Origin of the sequence: Halalkalibacter kiskunsagensis, from assembly GCF_037027555.1 — a bacterium.
GTDB lineage: Bacteria > Bacillota > Bacilli > Bacillales > Bacillaceae_D > Halalkalibacter > Halalkalibacter kiskunsagensis.
Genome location: NZ_JAXBLX010000013.1, coordinates 102858 through 125262, shown reverse-complemented (window position 1 = coordinate 125262; position 22405 = coordinate 102858). Strand labels below are relative to the sequence as shown.

Annotated in this window: 23 protein-coding genes; 17 read left to right on the top strand and 6 right to left on the bottom strand. The window is 37.1% G+C overall.

Annotated features, from left to right (window positions below; translation table 11 throughout):
- Window positions 1-82: 82 nt before the first annotated feature.
- Window positions 83-286, bottom strand: coding sequence for a YlaI family protein (locus tag SLH51_RS09790; protein WP_335961043.1), 204 nt, complete (start codon window positions 284-286; stop codon window positions 83-85).
- Window positions 287-554: 268 nt separating this feature from the next.
- Between SLH51_RS09790 and SLH51_RS09785 the strand changes: the two genes are divergently transcribed.
- Window positions 555-1010, top strand: coding sequence for a pyridoxamine 5'-phosphate oxidase family protein (locus SLH51_RS09785; protein WP_335961041.1), 456 nt, complete (start codon window positions 555-557; stop codon window positions 1008-1010).
- A gap of 233 nt (window positions 1011-1243) precedes the next feature.
- Window positions 1244-2575: a PhoH family protein gene (locus tag SLH51_RS09780; protein ID WP_335961040.1), complete on the top strand. Its 1332-nt coding sequence runs from the start codon at window positions 1244-1246 to the stop codon at window positions 2573-2575.
- 249 nt (window positions 2576-2824) lie between these two features.
- Here the strand turns inward: SLH51_RS09780 and SLH51_RS09775 are convergent, their stop codons facing one another.
- Window positions 2825-3340 (bottom strand): peptidyl-prolyl cis-trans isomerase, encoded by a 516-nt coding sequence (locus tag SLH51_RS09775; RefSeq protein ID WP_335961039.1) that lies wholly within the window; start codon window positions 3338-3340, stop codon window positions 2825-2827.
- A gap of 112 nt (window positions 3341-3452) precedes the next feature.
- On the opposite strand from SLH51_RS09775, the gene glsA reads away from it, so the two are divergent.
- From glsA to pyc, 3 genes are all read left to right on the top strand, one after another.
- Entirely contained in the window at window positions 3453-4382 is a 930-nt protein-coding gene (glsA, locus tag SLH51_RS09770; RefSeq protein ID WP_335961037.1) for a glutaminase A, read from the top strand.
- A 104-nt stretch (window positions 4383-4486) separates the two neighbouring features.
- Window positions 4487-4768 carry an Fpa/YlaN family protein gene (locus SLH51_RS09765; RefSeq protein ID WP_335961036.1) on the top strand — a complete coding sequence of 94 codons (282 nt, stop codon included), beginning with the start codon at window positions 4487-4489 and terminating at the stop codon, window positions 4766-4768.
- Between the two features lie 224 nt (window positions 4769-4992).
- Window positions 4993-8439, top strand: a complete 3447-nt coding sequence (pyc, locus tag SLH51_RS09760; protein ID WP_335961034.1) for a pyruvate carboxylase — start codon at window positions 4993-4995, stop codon at window positions 8437-8439.
- Window positions 8440-8590: 151 nt separating this feature from the next.
- On the opposite strand, the gene SLH51_RS09755 is transcribed toward pyc, so the two are convergent.
- Entirely contained in the window at window positions 8591-9493 is a 903-nt protein-coding gene (locus SLH51_RS09755; protein WP_335961032.1) for a COX15/CtaA family protein, read from the bottom strand.
- Window positions 9494-9787: 294 nt separating this feature from the next.
- On the opposite strand from SLH51_RS09755, the gene cyoE reads away from it, so the two are divergent.
- The 6 genes from cyoE to SLH51_RS09725 all read left to right on the top strand — a co-directional run bounded on the left by cyoE (window position 9788) and on the right by SLH51_RS09725 (window position 15456).
- Window positions 9788-10723 carry a heme o synthase gene (gene cyoE / locus SLH51_RS09750; RefSeq protein ID WP_335961060.1) on the top strand — a complete coding sequence of 312 codons (936 nt, stop codon included), beginning with the start codon at window positions 9788-9790 and terminating at the stop codon, window positions 10721-10723.
- A 114-nt stretch (window positions 10724-10837) separates the two neighbouring features.
- Window positions 10838-11875, top strand: a complete 1038-nt coding sequence (gene coxB, locus SLH51_RS09745; protein ID WP_335961030.1) for a cytochrome c oxidase subunit II — start codon at window positions 10838-10840, stop codon at window positions 11873-11875.
- 26 nt (window positions 11876-11901) lie between these two features.
- The gene (gene ctaD / locus SLH51_RS09740) at window positions 11902-13770 is read left to right on the top strand and encodes a cytochrome c oxidase subunit I (protein ID WP_335961028.1); all 1869 of its coding nucleotides are present in this window, start codon (window positions 11902-11904) and stop codon (window positions 13768-13770) included.
- 3 nt (window positions 13771-13773) lie between these two features.
- Window positions 13774-14388: a cytochrome (ubi)quinol oxidase subunit III gene (locus tag SLH51_RS09735; protein WP_335961026.1), complete on the top strand. Its 615-nt coding sequence runs from the start codon at window positions 13774-13776 to the stop codon at window positions 14386-14388.
- 11 nt (window positions 14389-14399) lie between these two features.
- The gene (locus tag SLH51_RS09730) at window positions 14400-14744 is read left to right on the top strand and encodes a cytochrome C oxidase subunit IV family protein (RefSeq protein ID WP_335961024.1); all 345 of its coding nucleotides are present in this window, start codon (window positions 14400-14402) and stop codon (window positions 14742-14744) included.
- Between the two features lie 151 nt (window positions 14745-14895).
- Window positions 14896-15456 (top strand): DUF420 domain-containing protein, encoded by a 561-nt coding sequence (locus SLH51_RS09725; RefSeq protein ID WP_335961023.1) that lies wholly within the window; start codon window positions 14896-14898, stop codon window positions 15454-15456.
- 38 nt (window positions 15457-15494) lie between these two features.
- On the opposite strand, the gene ytvI is transcribed toward SLH51_RS09725, so the two are convergent.
- A complete protein-coding gene (gene ytvI, locus SLH51_RS09720) occupies window positions 15495-16553 on the bottom strand; it encodes a sporulation integral membrane protein YtvI (RefSeq protein WP_335961022.1) in 1059 nt (352 codons plus the stop codon).
- Window positions 16554-16741: 188 nt separating this feature from the next.
- On the opposite strand from ytvI, the gene SLH51_RS09715 reads away from it, so the two are divergent.
- Window positions 16742-17188, top strand: coding sequence for a TcaA NTF2-like domain-containing protein (locus SLH51_RS09715; RefSeq protein WP_335961020.1), 447 nt, complete (start codon window positions 16742-16744; stop codon window positions 17186-17188).
- A gap of 42 nt (window positions 17189-17230) precedes the next feature.
- Here the strand turns inward: SLH51_RS09715 and SLH51_RS09710 are convergent, their stop codons facing one another.
- Window positions 17231-17581: a YugN family protein gene (locus SLH51_RS09710; RefSeq protein ID WP_335961019.1), complete on the bottom strand. Its 351-nt coding sequence runs from the start codon at window positions 17579-17581 to the stop codon at window positions 17231-17233.
- Between the two features lie 465 nt (window positions 17582-18046).
- Between SLH51_RS09710 and SLH51_RS09705 the strand changes: the two genes are divergently transcribed.
- From SLH51_RS09705 to SLH51_RS09690, 4 genes are all read left to right on the top strand, one after another.
- On the top strand, window positions 18047-19123 hold the full coding sequence (locus tag SLH51_RS09705; protein ID WP_335961018.1) for a CAP domain-containing protein: 1077 nt from the start codon (window positions 18047-18049) through the stop codon (window positions 19121-19123).
- A gap of 162 nt (window positions 19124-19285) precedes the next feature.
- Window positions 19286-19720 carry a YlbD family protein gene (locus SLH51_RS09700; RefSeq protein WP_335961016.1) on the top strand — a complete coding sequence of 145 codons (435 nt, stop codon included), beginning with the start codon at window positions 19286-19288 and terminating at the stop codon, window positions 19718-19720.
- Window positions 19721-19740: 20 nt separating this feature from the next.
- Complete coding sequence (locus SLH51_RS09695; protein ID WP_335961014.1) at window positions 19741-20004, top strand: YlbE-like family protein; 264 nt, start codon at window positions 19741-19743, stop codon at window positions 20002-20004.
- A gap of 151 nt (window positions 20005-20155) precedes the next feature.
- Window positions 20156-20584: a hypothetical protein gene (locus SLH51_RS09690; protein WP_335961012.1), complete on the top strand. Its 429-nt coding sequence runs from the start codon at window positions 20156-20158 to the stop codon at window positions 20582-20584.
- Here SLH51_RS09690 and SLH51_RS09685 read toward each other — a convergent pair.
- Window positions 20574-21347 carry an ATP-grasp domain-containing protein gene (locus tag SLH51_RS09685; protein WP_335961010.1) on the bottom strand — a complete coding sequence of 258 codons (774 nt, stop codon included), beginning with the start codon at window positions 21345-21347 and terminating at the stop codon, window positions 20574-20576. The two genes, SLH51_RS09690 and SLH51_RS09685, sit on opposite strands and share 11 nt — an antisense overlap.
- A gap of 72 nt (window positions 21348-21419) precedes the next feature.
- Here SLH51_RS09685 and uvsE point away from each other — a divergent pair, with 72 nt between their 5' ends.
- Window positions 21420-22397, top strand: coding sequence for a UV DNA damage repair endonuclease UvsE (gene uvsE / locus SLH51_RS09680; protein WP_335961009.1), 978 nt, complete (start codon window positions 21420-21422; stop codon window positions 22395-22397).
- Window positions 22398-22405 lie beyond the last annotated feature (8 nt).

Genomic DNA, 22405 nt, shown 5'->3' with positions numbered 1-22405 from the left:
TGAAATTCAAGTATATAAAAAAATACCTGTAGATAAAACACTCTTTTTCAAGTGTCCTAACTACAGGTACCATATTAAGTGTTTAAAGCCACTCGCTCTCTTCTTTTTTCTTGACTGTTAATTGAAATAAGCCTGTTTCTTTTCTTGCTTCTGTCCGTACTCTAATACGCTCATAGCACTCATCACACATATAAGTATGAATAGGTCGATTCCGTAAGCGCTTAGCTAAAGGCAAATGATCATCTAATTTATCAATTTTATCACAAAGAACACATTTAACTCGCATGGGTACAATCACTCCATTCTCCTTTCATTTTAAGCAATTTTGTTGGAAAAAGCCATCTCCATTATAATATTTGATCATTTAAATTAATTACTGCAGCTCTAATCGTTGATGCGTCAACTAAGAGAACCCACTCATAGCAGGTTAAAAAGCATATAACGTCGAGTTTATTCAAATCAAAAAAAGTTATTCCATTTTGAACAAACTCTTAAATTAATGGTATGATAGAATGGAATATAAAAATGAATTGTGAAGCATTGGAGGGTTAAAAATGGCCAATCAAGTAGAGCAAGGATTAACCGAAGAAATGTTACCACTACTTCAGAAGGAACGATATGTAACGATTGCTACAGTTGATTTTGAAAAAGGTATACCTAATGTAAATGCTATTTCTTGGGTCTATGCACCAACATTACAAAAAATAAGATTTGCAATCGATAATCGTTCTCGCATCCTAGAGAATATTAAAGCGAATGAAGGTGTAGTAATGAGTTTGATCGCAAATGGGTCTACTTATTCGATCGCTGGTTTAGCGCGAATTGTTTTAGAAAAAATGGAAGGGGTTCCATTGAAATTAGCGCTTATTGAACTTGAAGTAAATGAAGTTCGTGACGTTATGTTTTACGGTGCCAAGATGATGACGGAGCCTAGTTATGAAAAGACATATGATGCAGAAGCTGCAGCAAAATTAGATCGTCAAGTGATGGAAGCATTAAAAAAAGGATGATTTTATTGGGAGCTCAAATCGTGGATATATAAAATGTCCATTATTTGAGCTTTTTTTATAGATAATGTGAAGGAATCGTGATTCCTTCGTCTAACTTTGACAGCTTGATCATACATTCAATAATAAGAAGATTGATTGAACAGTCTTGGTCTAATATGGGACCAACTTGTTGAATCTGCATAACTTGATTAGTAAGAAGTAGTTGACAAACGATTCTTTAGTCAGGAGGCGGAATGTTGAAAAAAATCTACGTATTGGACACGAACGTACTCTTACAGGATCCTTACTCCATCTTTTCATTTCAGGATAATGAAGTGGTCATACCAGCGGTTGTACTAGAAGAGGTTGATTCTAAAAAACGTTATATGGACGAGATTGGACGAAATGCACGTCAATTTTCAAAATTAATAGATAACCTTAGAGGGATGGGGAAGTTACATGAAGGTGTCCCAATTGAATCCGGAGGTAAACTGAGAGTTGAATTAAATCATAGGTCTTTTCTTAGGCTAAAAGATTCCTTTGCAGAAATGACAAATGATAATCGTATAATAGCAGTAGCTCTTAATTTAATGATTGAGGAACAAGAGCGAGCTGACGGAAGAGACGTTTATCTCGTTAGCAAGGATGCTCTTGTAAGGGTAAAAGCTGATGCATTAGGTTTACCGGCGGAAGATTTTTTAAGTGATCGTGTTGTTGAATTTGATCATGTTTATCCTGGTTATGTAGAAATTTATGTCGATGCAGATGTAATGAAAACTTTTTTTGCCAATGGAGAAATTGCAATATCAGAATTAACAAAGCACCCATTTTACCCACATCAATTTATAATTATGAAAGATGCACTTGGAAGTTCTAGCTCAGCTCTTGGAAAGGTTGAGCCAGATGGCAAGAAAGTAAAGCCGTTTGTTAGTGAGCCAGATCATGTATGGGGGATTCGCTCGCGAAATGTTCAGCAACGAATGGCATTTGAACTATTGCTTAGAGAGGATATTAACCTCGTTACGATGATTGGAAAAGCAGGTACAGGAAAAACTTTATTATCACTAGCAGCTGGCCTTATGCAAACGGAGGATTTAGGTAAATATAAGAAACTAGTTGTGGCAAGACCGGTCGTTCCTTTAGGCAAGGATATTGGCTATTTACCTGGAGAGAAAGAAGAGAAATTGAGACCCTGGATGCAACCAATATATGATAATTTAGAGTTTCTATTTGATACAAAAAAACCGGGTGAGCTTGATCGAATATTAGCAGGGATGGGCTCTATCCAAGTAGAGGCATTAACTTATATTCGCGGACGAAGTATACCAGATCAATTCATCATTATTGATGAGGCTCAGAATTTAACAAAACATGAGGTGAAAACTATTTTAACGCGAGTAGGTGAGCGAAGTAAAATAGTCTTAATGGGAGACCCACAACAAATTGATCATCCGTATTTAGATGAATATAATAATGGGTTAACATATGTAGTAGAAAAATTTAAAGACCAGACCGTAAGTGGGCACGTGAAATTAGTGAAAGGCGAACGTTCAGGATTAGCACAATTAGCAGCAGATTTATTGTAGATTTTGGTTTTAAAAGGCTTAGTTATAGAACAAACTCTTCGCATTAAGCGGGGCTGCTACCTTCCTTGATTAACTCAATCAAATCTTAACAGATAAAAAGGATCTGTCCTCTAAAAAACGTTAAATTATTCTTGAAGACAGATCCTTTTAATTTTGTACATTCAGTGTACACCATGCAAACTCTTAACGGAGTTTACATAAGTGAAGGAATTCTAGAATTTAGAAAGCATAATTCTTTTTGTACAAGCCCTACGATTGAAGCAGTTTAAATTTACATACATTTTTTATAGGTGATTTCTGGTTAGAGCCGTCTCCGAAGTAAAAGTGAATCGGTCCATTATCTCTTAAAGGTTGTCCTTTATGGGAAAAACCAACGATTCCAGCACGAATGTCTGAATACTTGAAGTTTTGGATCGTTCCATCTTTTTGAATGACTTCTACCTCTGTAACTCCCTCTTTAGGTCCTGTATTGTCCAAAAAAGGTTTTAGAGGCATACCGAAAGAACCATTAATAAGCTTTTGTTTTTCATATTTAATCTCATTGCCATTTTTATTTGGGTTCGGAGGTTCCGAACCTTCTGTTATCTCTTTATCCCATTGAGCAGATATTGCTTTCTTATAGGCCGTCTCCTCATCATCTTTCGTTTCCAATTCCTCAAAATATGTATCGAGGTCAACCTTTCGCTCATCAAAAATCCACACAGTTGGATCAACAGTTAGTGGATGGTTAACATCGCCATTAATAAAAAAAACAAATTCTTGCATGATGTCCCCTCCTATATAAAGTCATTTAAAGTATAAAGTGTTTCGTAGTTTTTGTCACTTTTGGTAAAGCTAATAATTACAATTAAATTTTGAAGTAAGTGGAGTGATAATAATGGTTTGTCGATATGAACAAGATTTAAAGGTAATGATCGAAAAAGTGAAAAAGTATACTGCATCAGGGAAAGTGGCTGATTATATACCTGCACTAGCTACAGCGAATCAAAGTGATGTAGCTGTAGCTATTTTTGATGGGAGTGCTACATGCTTTAGTGAAGGGGAACACCATAAGTTGTTTACATTACAAAGTATATCCAAAGTATTAACATTAGCATTAGCTTTAATGGATCATGGCGAAGAATATGTTTTTGAAAAGGTTGGGATGGAACCAACAGGGGATCCTTTTAATTCGATTGCCAAATTAGAATCTCATGTTCCATCTAAACCACTTAACCCAATGATTAATGCAGGAGCCCTAGCGGTAAGCTCTCTTATAAAAGGTGAGTCTAACGAAGAAAAGTTAAATAGGGTAGTCCATTTTGTAAGAGAATTGAGTGGGAACAACAATATTTCTTACAACAAAGGAGTCGCAAAATCGGAATTTGAAACAGCTGATTTAAATCGATCTTTAGCTTATTTTATGAAGCAACATCATGTTATTACTGGTGATGTAGATGAGCTACTTGATTTTTATACAAAGCAGTGTGCCATTGAAGTGGACTGTGAGGATTTAGCGAAAATAGGTTATGCTTTAGCGCACCATGGGGAGCACCCTGATAACAGTTATTCTATTATTCCAACTGAAATTGCTCGATTAGTAAAAACATTTATGGTTACATGCGGGATGTATAATGCCTCAGGTGAATTTGCAATTCGTGTGGGGATACCAGCCAAAAGTGGCGTTTCAGGTGGGATCGTAGGTGCTGTGCCAGGAGGGATTGGGATTGGAATCTATGGACCTGCATTGGATGAAAAAGGGAATAGCATTGCGGGAATGAAGCTACTAGAACTATTATCAAGTCAATATCATTTAAGTATATTTTAAAGCAGGCGACATCATTACTTGAGTGCGTGTGAAAATCATTGCAATTTTTGAATGAAAAAGATACTATTAAGACAAGGGAAAATCACAACAAGGAGGGGATCAACATGTCAGCAGAAATGGTGACTGGAGATAAAGAAAAAGCATTTGCCCTTCTGAAATCAGATGCGGATAAAATTCGTCAGCTTATTGAAGTTCAGTTGGAGAATTTAACAATGCCACAGTGTCCTCTCTATGAAGAGGTTCTAGATACACAAATGTTTGGGTTATCCAGAGAGATAGACTTTGCAGTGCGCCTCGGCTTAGTAAACGATGAGATCGGAAAACAAATTTTAGCCGAATTACAACGGAAACTTGATGATCTTCATGAAGCGTCTGTGCAAAAATAAAAATCAAGCTATTAAACAATAGCTTGATTTTTATTTTTTTGTTTTCAAAGAAAGAAAGCGCTTTTGGTATCTAAATATTTATTGCAAAATAGTCCTTATAGTATCTATACTAGATTATAGCTTTAGCTCAGTTCGTTCAACATATAAAGCTACATTTGGCAGAAAATATAAACACAAACGTACAATGAAAAGAGACGATTTTTAAGGGAATGAGGAGGCAGATTATGAATGGACTTGTAAACATTAAGAAGGTATTGGTAGCAAACCGAGGAGAAATTGCTATTCGAATCTTTCGAGCGTGTACAGAATTACATATCCGAACAGTCGCTATTTATTCAAAAGAAGATTCTGGTTCTTATCATCGTTACAAAGCGGATGAAGCATATTTAGTTGGTGAGGGTAAGAAGCCAATTGAGGCGTACTTAGATATTGAAGGAATTATTGAAACTGCTAAATTGCATGATGTTGATGCCATTCATCCTGGTTATGGATTTCTGTCAGAAAATATTGATTTTGCCAAAAGGTGTCACGAGGAAGGGATTATCTTTATAGGACCTGAGCTAGAACATCTTGTCATGTTTGGTGATAAAGTTCAAGCTCGTGAACAGGCATTAAAAGCCAATCTACCTGTTATTCCAGGTAGTGATGGACCGGTTCAAAGCCTAGAGGCTGTTCAAGCATTTTCTAAAAAGCACGGATTTCCTTTTATTATTAAGGCTGCTCTTGGCGGTGGTGGACGAGGAATGCGAATTGTACGGAATGCAGAGGACCTAAAAGAATCTTATGAGCGTGCAAAATCAGAAGCGAAATCAGCATTTGGTAATGACGTAGTATATGTTGAGAAGTTTATTGAAAATCCTAAACATATAGAAGTTCAGATTTTAGCAGACAAGCATGGGAATATTGTTCATCTTTATGAACGTGATTGTTCTGTACAACGTAGGCATCAAAAAGTCGTAGAAATTGCTCCAAGTGTTTCTCTTACGGGTAATGTTCGAGAAAAAATTTGCCAAGCTGCTGTTCAACTTATGGAAAACATTCGGTATGTGAATGCAGGAACCGTTGAATTTCTAGTAACTGATTCAGGTGAATTTTATTTTATTGAAGTAAATCCACGTGTACAAGTAGAGCATACGATTACCGAAATGGTCACAGGTGTCGATATCGTTCAGTCACAGCTCTTAATCGCTGATGGTGAACAGCTACATGCTGCAAAACTTAGTATTCCCTCTCAAGAAAATATAAACTGCAATGGGTACGCGATACAATCACGCGTGACTACAGAAGACCCAAGCAATGGATTTATGCCAGATACAGGTCGAATTAATGCTTACCGTTCTGGTGGAGGGTTTGGTGTTAGGCTCGATGCAGGGAACGGGTTTCAAGGTGCTATTATTACACCGTATTATGACTCCTTACTCGTAAAGGTGTCAACATGGGCGCTAACATTTGAGAGTGCGGCAGCAAAAATGTTGCGAAATTTACGGGAATTCCGAATTCGTGGAATTAAAACGAATATCGCTTTTCTAGAGAATGTTGTTCAACATCATCAGTTCTTAAATGGAGAATATAATACATCTTTTATTGATAAGACGCCGGAACTTTTTGTGTTTCCAAAGCGCAAAGACCGAGGAACAAAAATGCTATCCTTTATTGGGGAAACAATTGTGAATGGCTATCCTGGCCTAGAAAGAACAAAGAAGCCGATATTTGATCAAGCACCAGTGCCTAAATTAAAATATACAGATCCAATTCCAAATGGGACAAAACAGATACTAGATGAAAAAGGAGCTGAAGGAGTAGCTAATTGGGTAAAGGAACAAAAAGAAGTTCTGTTAACAGATACTACGTTCCGTGATGCTCATCAATCCTTACTCGCAACAAGAATTCGAACTCATGATTTAAAACAAATAGCAGAACCAACTGCTAGAATGCTTCCTAATTTATTTTCAATGGAGATGTGGGGGGGAGCAACATTTGATGTTACTATGCGTTTCTTGCACGAAGATCCTTGGGAGCGTTTATTAACTTTACGAAAACAGGCTCCAAATGTTCTTTTCCAGATGCTACTCCGTGCTTCAAATGCAGTTGGATATACAAACTATCCTGATAATGTAATTGAAGAGTTTGTAGAGAAATCATCAGATGCAGGAGTTGATGTGTTCCGGATCTTTGATAGTCTAAATTGGGTTAAAGGGATGACCTTAGCTATCGACTCAGTGAGGAAAAGTGGAAAGATTGCAGAAGCTTCAATGTGCTACACGGGAGATATTTTAGACATGTCACGCTCTAAATACGATTTACAGTATTATAAGAACTTGGCTAAAGAGTTAGAATGCTCAGGTGCTCACATCTTGGGAATAAAAGATATGGCAGGTTTACTTAAACCGGAAGCCGCTTATCAACTTGTTACTGAACTTAAGAGTTCAATTGAGATTCCAATACACCTTCATACACATGACACGAGTGGGAATGGGTTGTTCACTTATGCACGTGCTATCGAAGCAGGAGTTGATATAGTTGATGTAGCTGTAAGTTCTATGGCAGGCCATACCTCTCAGCCTAGTGCAAATAGTTTATTTTATGCACTAAGTGGCTCAAATCGCCAACCCAACGTTTCTATTCAATCACTTGAGCAACTAGGTGAATTCTGGGAGCACACCCGTAAATATTATGCTGGTTTTGAAAGTGGAATGAATTCTCCACATACACAAGTATACGAGCATGAAATGCCTGGTGGGCAATATAGTAATCTTCAGCAGCAAGCAAAAGCAGTTGGACTTGGCGCAAGATGGAACGAAGTCAAAAAGATGTACCGAACTGTAAATGATATGTTTGGTGACGTTGTAAAGGTTACGCCTTCATCTAAAGTTGTTGGGGATATGGCTTTGTATATGGTTCAAAATGATTTGACAGAACAAGTTATATATGAAAAAGGGCAGTCTTTAGATTTTCCAGATTCGGTTGTTGAATTATTTCAAGGACAACTTGGCCAGCCTTATCAAGGCTTCCCTAAAAAACTACAAGAGATTGTACTAAAAGGAAGAAAACCAATTGAAGGAAGACCCGGGGAGTCCATGGAACCTTTTGACTTTCAAAAGGTAAAAGAATTTCTTTTCAACAAAATTGATAGGCAAGTAACAAGTCATGACATGCTTTCATATGCGATCTATCCAAAAGTTTTTATGGAATTTGAACAGTTCCGTCAACAATTCGGCGATGTATCTGTACTTGATACTCCAACATTTTTCTATGGATTACGTCTAGGAGAAGAAATCCAAGTGGAAATTGAAAAAGGTAAGACGTTGATTGTGAAATTAGTGTCTATCTCCAAACCGAAAGAAGATGGAACACGTATTGTTTACTTCGAACTTAATGGACAGCCTCGTGAAGTAATCATTAAGGATCAAAATGTTAAATCTTCATCCGTTGCTCGTCCTAAAGTGGGCAAGGATAATCCCAATCAGATAGGGGCTTCCATGCCGGGAACTGTTGTGAAAACTCTAGTATCTAAAGGTGATAAAGTGAAAAAGGGAGATCATTTAATGATTACAGAAGCAATGAAAATGGAAACGACTGTACAAGCGCAATTTGATAGTGTTGTGAAAGAAGTATTTGTTTCAGATGGAGATCCGATATTAACAGGAGATTTGTTAATTGAATTGATGTGATAGATATTGCTGATCTAAGGAGTCGTAATCAACTCCTTAGATCAGCTTTTTTTTGGGGATGTTTTACGAGTAATGAAAAGTAGAAAGTATGAATTTGTACTAATTGGGCAATAACTGAAAAAATGACAGCGAGCTGCTGTCATTTTTTAAATTATCCTTTATATGGTCTTCGAAGTAAAACCATTGCCATGTACGTTAAATTTGCAAATAGGATTGAAATAATTAGTGCGTGCATCAGCCCAATTGATAATAGCTCATTTTGAGTAAAGATAACAGAAATACCACTAATCATTTGAAGGATTACAAGGAAAAAAGCAATGATACTTGTCCAAACAAGAACTACCTCATTTTTATAGCGACTAATTGTCCAAAGCATTAGAATAAATAGTAAAACAACAAGTAAGGTTGCGGCAACTCGATGTAAGAACTGAACTCCCATTGGTCCTACAAACCCTGGGAAGAGTTGGCCATTACATAATGGAAACCCAGCACATGCTAACGTTGACTCTGTGTGTTTTACGTATGCACCAGTATAGATAACGACGTAACAGTATGTGATAACAAAAAAGAAAAACGTCTTATAAGCTGTCGATACTTTAGGGGCAATTCGATATGGCTTTCCATCTTCAAATGCTAGGATCATTAAAAGTACAACAGATGCAAGCGACATGGCTGAAATTCCGAAATGAAGAGCTAGTATAGCTTTTGATTGACCAAACACAACGGCGCCCGCACCAAGTAATCCTTGAAAAATAATCATAACTACTGCGGTAATGGACATGAATTTCGCTTCTCTCACGTGTTTTAGCTGTTTCCATGACCAAATAGCGAGAATGATGATCATCACTCCAACTAAGCCAGACACAATGCGATGACTATACTCAATGATTGTTTCGATAGCGGGATTTACTGGAATAACCTCTCCAAAACATAATGGCCATGTTGCTCCGCACCCTTCTCCAGAACCAGTCTTAGTCACGAGTGCACCTTGCAGGAGTACAATAAGTAGGCCAATGGAGGACAGAATGCCGTAGATTTTTAATCTTTTATGCATTCAATTCACCTTTCCTTCTATAAAATTGTTAAGATATATGCTAGAGTAAGCAATGGAAATCTTCTTTGCTACTTGATCTTAAAAACAATCAGTAGAAATGTCAATTTTACTAAGGTGAAATTTTTATGGACAACTGTAAATGTGAAGATAATGTGAAACTCATGATTTTGATGAAACAAAGTAGATTTTAAGATATAATGTGATTTGTAGCACATTAGGTGAAGTATTTAGGCCTAATTTATTTTTTGTAGAAGTGCTTGAATTGGTTGACTCTACAAAGGGGGTGAAGAAATGATGAATAAGACTAATACAGTGTTGAAAGCACCAGAAGTTATATCTAGTCCTGATTCATCAGTCGCTGTTAGTCAGCAAAAGTCATGGAAGGATTATTTGGTTCTAGCCAAACAAGGGATTGTCACGTCTAATTTGATTACGACATTTGCCGGTATTTATTTAGCGGCCGTTTATACAGGTATAGGATTAGGTTCACATTTAACAACCATGTTCTTTGCGTTAATAGGAGCCGCACTTGTTATGGCAGGTGGATGTACGTTAAATAATTACATTGATCGAGATATTGATCATATTATGGAACGTACAAAAGATCGACCAACGGTAACAGGTCGTTTTTCAGCAAACCATGTCTTGTTAGTAGGCTTATTGCAGGCTGCAGTAGGGATTGGCTTCTTGGCGCTCACAACAGCAACAGCAGCTGTTATTGGGTTAATAGGATTATTTATTTATGTGGTCCTATATACGATGTGGACAAAGCGTACCACAACATTGAACACAATTGTGGGTAGCTTTTCAGGTGCGGTCCCGCCATTGATTGGGTGGGCAGCAATAGATGGAGGTTTACACACATTCGCTTGGATTTTATTCTTTATAATGTTCTTTTGGCAACCACCACATTTCCTTGCACTTGCAATGAAACGTGTTGAAGAATATCGTGCAGCTGGCATTCCAATGTTACCAGTTGTCGCTGGTTTTGAAGTGACTAAGCGTCAAATGGTTGTATATGTCATTGCACTACTGCCAGTTTCATTAATGCTTTATCCTTTTGGGATCGTTTATACGGTCATTGCTGCATTGCTAGGTTTAGGATGGGTTATTTTAGGATTTGCTGGCTTTAAGATGAAAGATGACATTAAATGGGCTAGGTTAATGTTTGTATACTCGCTCAACTATTTAACTATTTTATTTGTTCTTATGGTTATTGTTCATATTTAATAATTATTGATATCTCTAAGTTTTCTTATCTAGATATTAAGATGAATAATGACTGTAGATATATATCTTATTTGTAGTTTTAACTACTTAATGAAAGTGAGGTTGGATTGTCAGATGAAACTTTGGAAAACTGCTTGGCGTTTTCTACCTCTTTCATTGCTCGTGTTTGTATTAACGGGTTGTTTGGGAGAGACGAACTTAACTGCCCTTGATCCAAAGGGACCACAATCACAATGGATATTCGACAACATGCTTTTATCGTTGTATGTAATGGCCTTCGTGAGTATTGTCGTATTTGCTATCTTTTTCATTATTCTTGCTAAGTACCGTCGAGCTCCTGGAGACGACGAGATTCCTAAGCAAGTACACGGAAATACGGCACTTGAAATTACATGGACTGTAATCCCAATTATCTTGTTAACAATTTTAGCTGTTCCAACAATTACAGGACAATTTATGTTAGCTGATACAGAGCCAGACCCTGAGGTTGGGGAAGATACAGTCTATATTACAGTTACGGGTCACCAATTCTGGTGGCAATTTGATTACGAAGATGAAGGATTTACTGCTGGACAAGAAGTTTACATTCCAGTAGGGGAAAAAGTAATTTTTGAATTACATGCTCAAGATGTATTGCACTCTTTTTGGGTACCGGCTTTAGGTGGTAAGCTTGATACGGTTCCTGGAATTACAAACCATATTTGGTTAGAGGCTGATGAACCAGGAGTTTACAAAGGAAAGTGTGCAGAGCTTTGTGGTCCTTCACATGCTCTCATGGATTTTAAACTAATTGCACTTGAGCGGGATGAGTATGATGCTTGGGTTGCAGGAATGCAAGCAGAAGTGGAAGAGCCAACAGAAACTCTTGCACAACAAGGGCGTGAAATATTTGGTTCTGACGGATTAGGCTGTATCGGATGTCATGCTATTGGTGGCATGGGAACAGCGGCTGGCCCTGCATTGTCAGACTTTGCAAATCGTGAAGTGATTGCAGGATACTTAGAAAACACAGATGAGAATCTTGAAGCTTGGATTCGTGATCCAGAGTCACTAAAACAAGGAAATAATATGCCAGCATTTCCACAAGTGAGCGATGAAGATATGGAAGCGCTTATTGCTTATCTACGTTCATTAGACGTACAAAACAATTAAAATTGATTTAAAAGGAGGTAAACCCTTTGGCTGCACAAAAACAGGAAAAAAGCGTTGTTTGGGATTGGTTAACAACGGTTGACCATAAGAAGCTTGGAATCATGTATTTGATTGCAGGGACGCTTTTCTTTGTAAAAGCTGGTGTGATGGCGCTATTTATGCGTATCCAGCTCATGTATCCAGAGATGAATTTCTTAAGTGGTCAAACATTTAACGAATTCATTACGATGCATGGTACGATCATGCTATTTTTAGCTGCCACACCATTATTATTTGCATTTATGAACTATGTCATACCACTGCAGATTGGAGCACGAGATGTTGCGTTTCCATTTGTGAACGCATTAGGATTTTGGATTTTCCTATCTGGTGGTATATTACTTAGTATGAGTTGGTTCTTTGGTGGGGGACCCGATGCTGGATGGACAGCCTATGTGCCACTATCAAGTCGTGATTATGCAGGAGTAGGGCTTGACTTTTACGTACTAGGTTTACAGGTTTCTGGTATCGGAACTTTAATTTCTGCTATTAACTTCCTAGTAACAATTATTAATATGCGTGCACCTGGAATGACGATGATGCGCCTACCATTGTTTGTTTGGTCATCATTTATTTCTTCTACATTAATTTTATTTGCTTTTACACCACTTGCTGCTGGTCTTGCTCTTCTTATGTTAGACCGCATTTTTGGAGCACAGTTCTTCATTCCAAACATGGGTGGTAATGTCGTTTTATGGCAACATATTTTTTGGATTTTTGGTCACCCAGAAGTATATATACTAGTATTACCTGCTTTTGGTATTATTTCTGAGGTTATTCCAGCATTCTCAAGAAAGCGTCTATTTGGATATACAGCAATGGTATTTGCAACTATACTTATCGCTTTCTTAGGGTTCATGGTTTGGGCTCACCATATGTTTACAGTAGGGATGGGACCAGTTGCTAACTCAATCTTTGCGGTTGCAACGATGACGATTGCAGTTCCAACTGGTATTAAAATCTTTAACTGGCTCTTTACGATGTGGGGCGGGAAAATTACATTTAACACGTCCATGTTATTTGCATCATCTTTCGTACCAACATTTGTACTTGGTGGGGTAACAGGGGTTATGCTTGCAATGGCACCAGTTGACTATCTATATCATGATACGTACTTTGTAGTTGCCCATTTCCACTACATTATTGTTGGTGGTATTGTATTAGCATTATTTGCTGGTCTTTTCTACTGGTATCCAAAAATGTTTGGGCACATGTTGAATGAAACTCTTGGAAAACTATTTTTCTGGATTTTTTATATTGGTTTTCACTTAACGTTCTTCGTTCAGCATTTATTAGGTCTTATGGGGATGCCGCGTCGTGTTTACACATACCTTGGCGATCAGGGACTTGATACATTTAACTTTATTAGTACAATTGGAACATTCTTCATGTCAGCAGGTGTCATCCTTCTTGTGATTAATGTTATCTATTCTGCAGTTAAAGGTGAGCGTGTAACTGTTGCTGACCCTTGGGATGCTCGTACACTTGAGTGGTCAACACCAACTCCAGTACCTGAGTACAACTTTGCACAAACACCACAAGTTCGTTCGTTAGATCCGTTATTCTATGAAAAAATTCATGGAGATGGCACTATGAAGCCAGCTGAACCAGTTCAAGCAATTCACATGCCAAATGGTTCAATTCTTCCATTGATTATCTCTGTAGGTTTATTCTTTGCAGGGTTTGGATTTATCATGATGAACATGGAAAATCCAATCATGAATCCTTGGATTGTTGCAATTGGCGGTTTAGCAATTACTTTTGGTGCAATGTTTGTTCGCTCGGTGAAAGAGGATCATGGCTATTATGTTCCTGTTGAGCAAGTGAAAGCGGACCTTAAGAAAGGAGGAAACTAAGAAATGGCGGGTCATGTAGATACTTCAAAAGGGCTTCCTTCGCATCCGGAGAGAGCGACACTAGAAGGTAAAAACAAATTTCTCGGTTTCTGGTTCTTCCTTGGCGGGGAAACAATTCTTTTTGCAACGTTTTTTGGAACGTACTTAGGACTTCGAAACGGTGTTGCTGATGGTCCTACGTCACAAGAAATGTTTCACTTACCACTTGTTTTCATTATGACTATGCTACTTTTAACAAGTAGTTTGACGAGTGTATTAGCAATGTTTGCAATGAAGAAAAATAAGTTTGGTACATTTAAAATTTGGATGTGGGTTACCGTATTATTAGGTTTAGGATTCTTAGGATTCGAGATTTACGAATTCTATGAGTATGTACACCACGGGCTAGGCTTTACAACAAGTGCATTTGCATCATCATTCTTCTCACTTGTTGGATTGCACGGTGCTCACGTTGCTTTTGGTTTGTGCTGGATAATGGTTCTGCTTATTCGCTACAATAAGAGTGGCATTACATTAACAAATGCTCCTAAATTTTATTTAGCTAGTTTATACTGGCACTTCATTGATGTTGTGTGGGTATTTATTTTCACAGTTGTGTATCTTATGGGAGTATTATAGGGGGTTTAGTCATGGCAGATAACTTAAGTACACCATTTGAGAAAAGTGCAATGACTGAAGAAGAAAAACGTCAGACGAGTAAGGAAATCCGTAAGCAGATTGTTGTTTTTGCCTTAATGATTTTCTTAACAATCTTATCGTTTTTAGCTGTTGGAGCAGATCTTATTCCACGTTCATTTGCTATACCATTTATACTGATCTTAGCAATGATACAACTTGCTCTCCAATTGATTTTCTTCATGCATTTAAAAGATAAGGATCATGGTTGGGCAACGGCATTTATGATTTCCGGTATCTTCGTTACGATGCCTACAATTGCAGCATTAATGTTGTTACTCGGAATTACAAAATACTAAAAAGTAGGCAAAGGGTGACTCGTATACGAGTCACCCTTTGTTTGGTAATAATAATCTGTTCAATAGATTGTAAAGAGCAGTGTAGCTTTTGAGATCGCTTTTTAGTGTATAATGAACAGTGTAATTGATTATCAAAAAAAGGTGTGATTAAATGAACCAACATAATAATCAAAGTGTTTTAGGGCAATCGCATAGAAAGCGAAATTACAAACCAGCTATCATTATTATTACAATTTTAATTAATGGGTTGGTAGCTCTTCTTGCGGGTTTACCCGGTGTAGAAAATTTCACAGCTTTTGATGTGACCATTCTACCAATGCTTAATGCAATTTTTAATAGTTTTACGTTTCTATTCTTAGTAGGAGCTCTCATCGCAATCTTAAAGAAAAATGTAACGGTTCATCGTCGCTTTATTTATGCAGCGTTTATTACAACAACTTTGTTCTTAGTAACATATGTTGCGCATCATTTCCTATCTGCTTCAACTCCGTATGGTGGGACAGGCGTTATGGCTGGAATATATTACTTTATCCTCATTACACATATTATATTAGCAGCTGTCATCGTTCCACTTGCGTTAACATCTGTTGCTCGTGCATGGAATATGGAAAATGAACGTCATAAAAAAATTGCCAGATGGACGATGCCAATTTGGTTATATGTTAGTCTAACAGGCGTTATCGTGTATATTATGATTTCACCTTATTATTAAAGTAAAGAGCTTGGTCATTGACCAAGCTCTTTTCCATTTCATATTTTTATGTTTAGTTTAATGATTCCTGCTTCTTTAGCTGAAGTAAAGGCGATTACTAAAAGAGGGCCGATGACAAAGCCCATCACTCCAAATAACATAAGCCCTAAATACATCGCTATTAATGTAGCAAGTGGAGATAATCCGATTTGTTGGCCCATAACTTTTGGTTCTACTGTACGGCGAATGATAAGCAAGACTGCAGCTAAAATAAGCAGTTGAGTACCTGTAGTGGTGTTGCCAGCAATTAATTGAAATATTGCCCAAGGTGCTAATATCGCGATTGAGCCTATTAAAGGGATAAAATCAATTATCCATATTATAAAAGCCATTAACAGTGCTACTTCCGGAACGATCAGCAACAATCCTATTAAGGATACGATAAATATAATAATACTAACTAAAAACTGTGCTTTGAAAAACCCCCATATCACAAAAGTAAGACGCGAAGTCATGAAATTCACTTTGTCTTTTGTACGATCTGATAAATAAGTAAATGCTTTATTCTTTAATGTAGGTAATTCAAGCATAAAGAGAAATAATGCGATTAAGTAAACGATAAAGGTAACTAAGTATTTTGGGATACTTGTTATAATTGACGCAACATCGTTAATTAAGTTGCGTTCGCCAAGCGTATTTCTAATGTTGCTTAGTGTATTAGTTACATGCAAATTAATTTCATGAACTAGATCTGGAGGAAGGTTTTCATACTCCTCTTCTAGATTACGATTGAATTTATGCCAAGCTCGATTAATATCGTTTATATATTGAGGCAAATTTTCAACTATTTGTGTTCCCTGCGTTACAGCTTGAGTTGTAATGTAATACCCTGCTAATCCAATAAAAAAAACAAACAAGGTAAATACAATCATAACGGCAATATTTCGTTTGATTTTTGCTCGTTTATGAAGGGCTGTTATAGCAGGTGTTAAAATAAGAGCTGTTGCAAATGCTGAGATAAGTGGTACTGAGACGGGTAATATAAAATACCCTGCAATTATTATTGCTAAAATGGTAAGTAAAATAATAAAGGTTCGCTTTGTCATAAGTGCTGCCAATTTGAGACTCCTCTCATAAACAGAAATGCTCCTTTTATTATATTACGAACGAAACTAGATGAACAGGCTAACGACTTAATTTCCTTAACTCGTTTACAATATCGTGAATATTGCAGTTTTAATTAGTGGATGTGTTATAATGATGCTTGGTCAATAATCATGTACTTATATTAATAAGGGGCGTTACCATGCGAAAAATTTGTTTTATTGTAATGTTCGTATTTTTTCTTTCTGCATGTTCGTCAGAGCCAGAGCATCTGACGTTAATAGAAGGGGAAAAAGAAGAAGAGATAGCTACTTTCTTACACAGGTATAAAGAGAATATGATTCAATCGGTTAATTCAGGTGATTTTAACAATCTTGAACCATATTTAATTACTAATAATAGCTATTATCATTCGTTAAGGCGTTATACGAGTGATTTACATAGTGAAGGTACTACAAAAGAACTGGATAAGTTTGATGTAAAAGCAGTATATGAAGATGAAATAGGAGAACTTCATGTTGATGTAGATGAAAGTGTCACATTATATGAGTATGGTCAAGAAAAGAGCATAGATAGATCTCTGAGATTTGAATTGGTACGTGGTGCAAATGATTCGATTAGAATTGTAACAATAAAAGAAAGAAAATAAGACAACAAGGCTAGGACCTTGTTGTCTTATTTGTCTTTAGATTTAATTGGTTTCAAGAATTTTCTTTAATAGCTCAAGCTTTTTATTACACTTATCAATAATCGGTTGAGGGAAAGTCTCTCCTTCGTATTCAACACCATGGGGATAATAATGTTTCCCAAGCATAGGTGTCATAAGCTTGACTATTGTATCATCTTTAGGAATGTCACCTTTAATAGCATAAGCTGGGACACGAAGGTAATACACATCACCTTGATTAATAATTTTGTAATCAAACGTTACACGTCTGTAATCCCATTGACCAGCGTGGATAAAGCCAATTGATTCTGCAGCGTAACGAAGTGTTTCAAATTTCGATTCTTTATCTGCTAGTTCAATATGTTCAAATTTCACTACGAATCCGCCTCCAATTTCATCAAATATGTACTCTACTTATGATAGTATGAAAACCCCTCGGTTGCAACGCCTTAATCGTGAATGTTTTATGGAGGTTGTTCAAAAAGGGTGGTTTTCCCTTTTTGAACAACCTCCAAGCAGTGAGCGGAGCCGGTGTTATCATTTGAGCGGGGCTATGAGCGATTTTCTCATAGCACTGCGTGCACCGAGAGGAGCCAATGCCATTTCAATAACAAAAAGGGTGGTTTTCCCTTTTTGAACAACCTCCAAGCAGTGAGCGGAGCCGGTGTTATATGGGTTATCTCGGTTCGACACTTTCGACTTTAAAACCGACAGAACCTTACATAGTTAGTGAAAGGAATTACCAGGGTACATTGCGAATTTTCATTGTAAGGAATTTTATTAGGGCGAAAGCATGCTCATATATTTGATTCTGGTCAGGTACTAGAGAGAGGGGAATATATGAAGAAGAAATATATGATTATTGGCGGCTTTTTGGTATTCTTATCCATCGTTGCTTTTGAAAAAGTATATGAAGGTGAAATAGCTGAATGGTTCAAGCAACCTGTCGTTCTAAATGATGAGAGACAGTCTGTTGAAGAAGTGTCCTCTATCGTAGATGATTCGTTCATTGAAAAGGAGAAGGTCTCGTTTGCTGAACATGAACGCTTTATTGGCCTAACTGCTGATGAGGTAACAGATGAATTTGGAGAACCAAAACGAATTGACTTATCTGCTTATGGGTATGATTGGTGGATTTATCCAACCTCTAATAATTCATATATGCAAATTGGTATTGAAGATGACCAAGTTGTAACGGTTTTCTTAACAGGTGATATTAGGGGCAAATCACTTTCGTTTGGGCAAACCTATAATGAAATAAATGAGCTTTTACATTTTCAGAAAAATGTTGATGTGAAAACTAGTGATGGAGGAGTTTACCAATTTGAATTGACAGATGAAGATGTAAACACGAGACCGATTGCAGAGTTAGGTGGTCATTGGGTGCAATTTTATTTTGATTCATACACAAAGGAACTATCTAGCATGAGAATCATTGTAAATGATGTTCTCATTAGGCAGCGACCTTACTCCGTTTCTTATCGAGGATCACTCCCGGAACGCCCTGTATTTTCTAAGGACGAATGGTCTAGAATTGAATCAGGGAATGCTAGACAAATTTTTGACTTCACCAATGTTATTCGTTCACGCCATGGATTAGATCCATTTGAATGGGAAGGAAAAGTTGCGGAAGTTGCTTATCTCCATAGTATGGATATGAGTAATAACCAATATTTTTCTCATACATCTCCGACATATGGAGAATTATCGGATCGATTCAGTAATGGCGACGTTCCTTTTATGTTAGCTGGAGAAAATATTGCTGCTAAATACATTGACGGTGTAGCCTCCGTTGAGGGATGGCTGAACAGTGAAGGGCATCGTGTGAACATATTGCATAAGGAGTTCACTCATTTAGGAGTAGGAGTTTACCAAGAATATTATACTCAGAACTTCATGACGCCGTGGCAATTGTAAAAAGGAGCTAAAAGGTTGTTAAGGGAAACTTACGTAAACTTTTTATATTTCTTTTTTATTGGAAAAATTTGATTAGTATATAGGGCTCGCTAAAAATGGGCGCACATCGGACTGGGCGTCTGCGTAAAGTATTGATAAAGAGGATAAGGAGGGTGATGAGAAGTGGAGTCGAAACAGGGATTACATCCTTCTGTAAAAGATTTTAAGCAATTTATGAAAGAGCACCCTTTTCTAGCAAAGGAAGTAAAGGATGGCAGAAGGACACTCCAAGAATTATTTGAAGAATGGAGTGTACTGGGCGGAGATCATGAGCAATGGAGTTCGTATAATCAAGGGGAGACAACGGGTGAAAAAAACGGTGCAAAGCAACAGGAAGAGGCCGAGAAAGAGCAATCGTCTCAAAGTGCAACGGACGCTCTCGGACAAATTATGGGGATTGTTAAACGGATGAACGTCCAAGATCTACAAAATCATCTATCACAGTTCAGCTCAGTGTTGTCTAATGTTCAAAATGTTATACAATCTTTTCAAAAGCAGCCTGAAAACCAACAAAATCACAGACAACCAGATCATCCATTTTCATTTCGACGTGACTAATTTAGAATGGGGGTTGAAATATGAGAGTGGAGATTCAGCAAATATTACAGGAAAGGCCTGAATTGCGTCACTATATAAGGCAGCATCCAAACTGGTACCGGAAGTTAAGCAGAGATCCAAGTCAAATTCCTCTGTTAGAAAAAGAAGCTAACCAATTCTTTGGGCGGACATTGCCACAACGGGTAGAAAAGGTACAAAATTCGCTCGGACTTGTCATGATGATGATGGAAATGTTGAAAATGGGGCAGGCAACGGTTGCCGGCGCTCAAGGACCTAGCCAATAATTTGGCAGGTTCTTTCTTTTGCGTATATAAGTCTCTTGTTACCTCTTTTTATCTAGCTAACTTTTTTTATTAATTTTTTATGAAATCGAATAGAAGGATGTCAGAAGAGGAAATCTAGAATCATGACTTTATTTCTAGAGGAGTATGATTTATGAAGAAGAGTATCTATTTGGTTTTTATTGTTTTTTTGATTATGATATCGGGACCTATTGCTACAGCAAAAGCAGAGGAATCGAATTTAGAAGAGATCCAAGTGATTCCGATCCAAAGTACTGGAATTGTTACAGTTGGAAATAATGATGCAATGTTATTGATTGACCACGAGATACGCGACCAAAGTGTTTTTATTGAATGCTTTGTAAATCAATTTCACTTTACGAAAGAAAAAGTCGGTGCCACCCATCAAGAAGGGGAAGGACATATCCGACTTTATATAAATGATGAACATGTTGAGACTCTATTTGAACCGGCATTTATCATTAATGACTTACCAAAAGGTAAATATGAAATCAAGGTGGTTATTGTCAAAAATGATCGGTCTTCGTACGATATGGAGGAAACGATTCAAGTTACAATTTAACTACTGTTTTTTGTAGGTACTCATAGATTGCTTTCTCAACAGAAATACCTAACTGTTGAAACCCTTGATTGCCAAAAAGTGTATTAAACTCTAGGAAATAATATTTGCCACCAGCTGAAATCACATCGAATCCAGCATGATTCACACCAAGATCACGAGCTGTTTTGCGAACTAAATCAATTGCTTCAGATGGAATGTTATCAAATGAAATACGTGCACCTTGAGCGACGTTATTTCTGAAAGAATTGTTATCATTAATTCGCCAATACGCAGCAATGACATCATCTCCAACAAAACAAACACGTAAATCGCGATCAATTGGGAGATACTCTTGTACATAGAAATACGGATTGTTTTCAGCGTATTCGTTAAATTGTTTATGGTTTTCGATAAGAAAAACGCCTTTTCCCATAGAATTTCGGATTTCTTTTGCGACAAAAGGAAATGGAAATTCATCAAACACGCGGTTGATATTCTCGTGATTTCTACCTAAAATGACGGTTTTGGGTACATGTTCAGGACAAACACTCCATAGACCACGGGTTACTTCAATTTTATTAAATCCCATTTGAATCGATTGAATACTAGGAAAAATGTTTTTCTTCATTCCATATACGAGTGCATTAACTTGCCAATTTTCAGGAAACAGGCAAACATCGGCTTCTTCTATTTTCTCTCTTTGCTCAAACATGTGTTCAGGCTTGACATATTGTATACCTGGCATTCCAATCGTTCGGAATGGGTTAAATGTAACAATCTTCAACAACATACACCTTCTTCATCCAATTTAGATAAGACGAATGAATTATAGACAAAGAAAGATGGGAAGTCAATCATGGATAACAATTTATCAATTCGACTTGGTTATGTAGCAATGAGTATGTTACTTACCAATGCATCTCCTTCAAAAACGGTGACAGTGAAACAATTTGAACAGATGATAGACAAAGAGGCCGGCATCCGCAAATTAGAAAGAGTAGCACTAACCAATCTAGAGAATTGCTTACGGATTTTAAAACACAATCACGCACATGATATTACATTTTTTCGTTTGTCTTCACGAATAGTCCCTTTGGCTAATCACCCATTAACAGAAGGTTGGAAGTATGAGAGAACATTAGCTCCAATGTTGAAGCAATTAGGCGATTTTATTAATAAGAAAGGAATGAGAGTTGATTTTCATCCAGATCACTTTGTCATCCTAAATAATAACTCAAAAGAAATCCTCCAACAATCATTACGTACATTACTTATGCATTACAAACTGTTCAAGGGAATGGGGTTATCCCATATTCATCGGTGTGTACTCCATGTAGGTGGTAAGAAGCAAGGTAGGGAAGAAGGGCTCGAACAATTTATTAACAACTTTGGGAAAATACCGAGAACAATACAAGAAATGATCATTTTAGAAAATGATGATGTTAACTATCCAATAGAAGATGTGTTATACCTTGGAGAGAAATTACATATACCTGTTGTCTTTGATCTTCATCATTATGATGTATTACACGAGTCCACAGAGCTACTGTTGTTGTGGGAACGAGTAGCAAATACGTGGAAGGATAGTCCACTACCAATAAAAATGCACATTTCTAGCCCGAAAGAAGGGGGGAATGATAGAAGACACCACGATTTTATTGACTCAGACAGGCTTTATGAATTTATGAAAAAGATTGTTGGAACAGTTGAACATTTGGATATAATGATTGAAGCGAAACAAAAAGATGTTGCCTTACTAAAGTTAACAGAAGATCTTACTAAATTACTGGGAATACAAGTTATATCGCCATCATCCATTAATTTGAAATTCTAACTCTTATA

Excerpts from the sequence above, each read along its gene's own strand:
- SLH51_RS09790 (WP_335961043.1), bottom strand. The coding sequence starts at position 286 with ATGCGAGTTAAATGTGTTCTTTGTGATAAAATTGATAAATTAGATGAT.
- SLH51_RS09785 (WP_335961041.1), top strand. The coding sequence starts at position 555 with ATGGCCAATCAAGTAGAGCAAGGATTAACCGAAGAAATGTTACCACTA.
- SLH51_RS09780 (WP_335961040.1), top strand. The coding sequence starts at position 1,244 with ATGTTGAAAAAAATCTACGTATTGGACACGAACGTACTCTTACAGGAT.
- SLH51_RS09775 (WP_335961039.1), bottom strand. The coding sequence starts at position 3,340 with ATGCAAGAATTTGTTTTTTTTATTAATGGCGATGTTAACCATCCACTA.
- glsA (WP_335961037.1), top strand. The coding sequence starts at position 3,453 with ATGGTTTGTCGATATGAACAAGATTTAAAGGTAATGATCGAAAAAGTG.
- SLH51_RS09765 (WP_335961036.1), top strand. The coding sequence starts at position 4,487 with ATGTCAGCAGAAATGGTGACTGGAGATAAAGAAAAAGCATTTGCCCTT.
- pyc (WP_335961034.1), top strand. The coding sequence starts at position 4,993 with ATGAATGGACTTGTAAACATTAAGAAGGTATTGGTAGCAAACCGAGGA.
- SLH51_RS09755 (WP_335961032.1), bottom strand. The coding sequence starts at position 9,493 with ATGCATAAAAGATTAAAAATCTACGGCATTCTGTCCTCCATTGGCCTA.
- cyoE (WP_335961060.1), top strand. The coding sequence starts at position 9,788 with ATGAATAAGACTAATACAGTGTTGAAAGCACCAGAAGTTATATCTAGT.
- coxB (WP_335961030.1), top strand. The coding sequence starts at position 10,838 with ATGAAACTTTGGAAAACTGCTTGGCGTTTTCTACCTCTTTCATTGCTC.
- SLH51_RS09735 (WP_335961026.1), top strand. The coding sequence starts at position 13,774 with ATGGCGGGTCATGTAGATACTTCAAAAGGGCTTCCTTCGCATCCGGAG.
- SLH51_RS09730 (WP_335961024.1), top strand. The coding sequence starts at position 14,400 with ATGGCAGATAACTTAAGTACACCATTTGAGAAAAGTGCAATGACTGAA.
- SLH51_RS09725 (WP_335961023.1), top strand. The coding sequence starts at position 14,896 with ATGAACCAACATAATAATCAAAGTGTTTTAGGGCAATCGCATAGAAAG.
- SLH51_RS09715 (WP_335961020.1), top strand. The coding sequence starts at position 16,742 with ATGCGAAAAATTTGTTTTATTGTAATGTTCGTATTTTTTCTTTCTGCA.
- SLH51_RS09705 (WP_335961018.1), top strand. The coding sequence starts at position 18,047 with ATGAAGAAGAAATATATGATTATTGGCGGCTTTTTGGTATTCTTATCC.
- SLH51_RS09695 (WP_335961014.1), top strand. The coding sequence starts at position 19,741 with ATGAGAGTGGAGATTCAGCAAATATTACAGGAAAGGCCTGAATTGCGT.
- SLH51_RS09690 (WP_335961012.1), top strand. The coding sequence starts at position 20,156 with ATGAAGAAGAGTATCTATTTGGTTTTTATTGTTTTTTTGATTATGATA.
- uvsE (WP_335961009.1), top strand. The coding sequence starts at position 21,420 with ATGGATAACAATTTATCAATTCGACTTGGTTATGTAGCAATGAGTATG.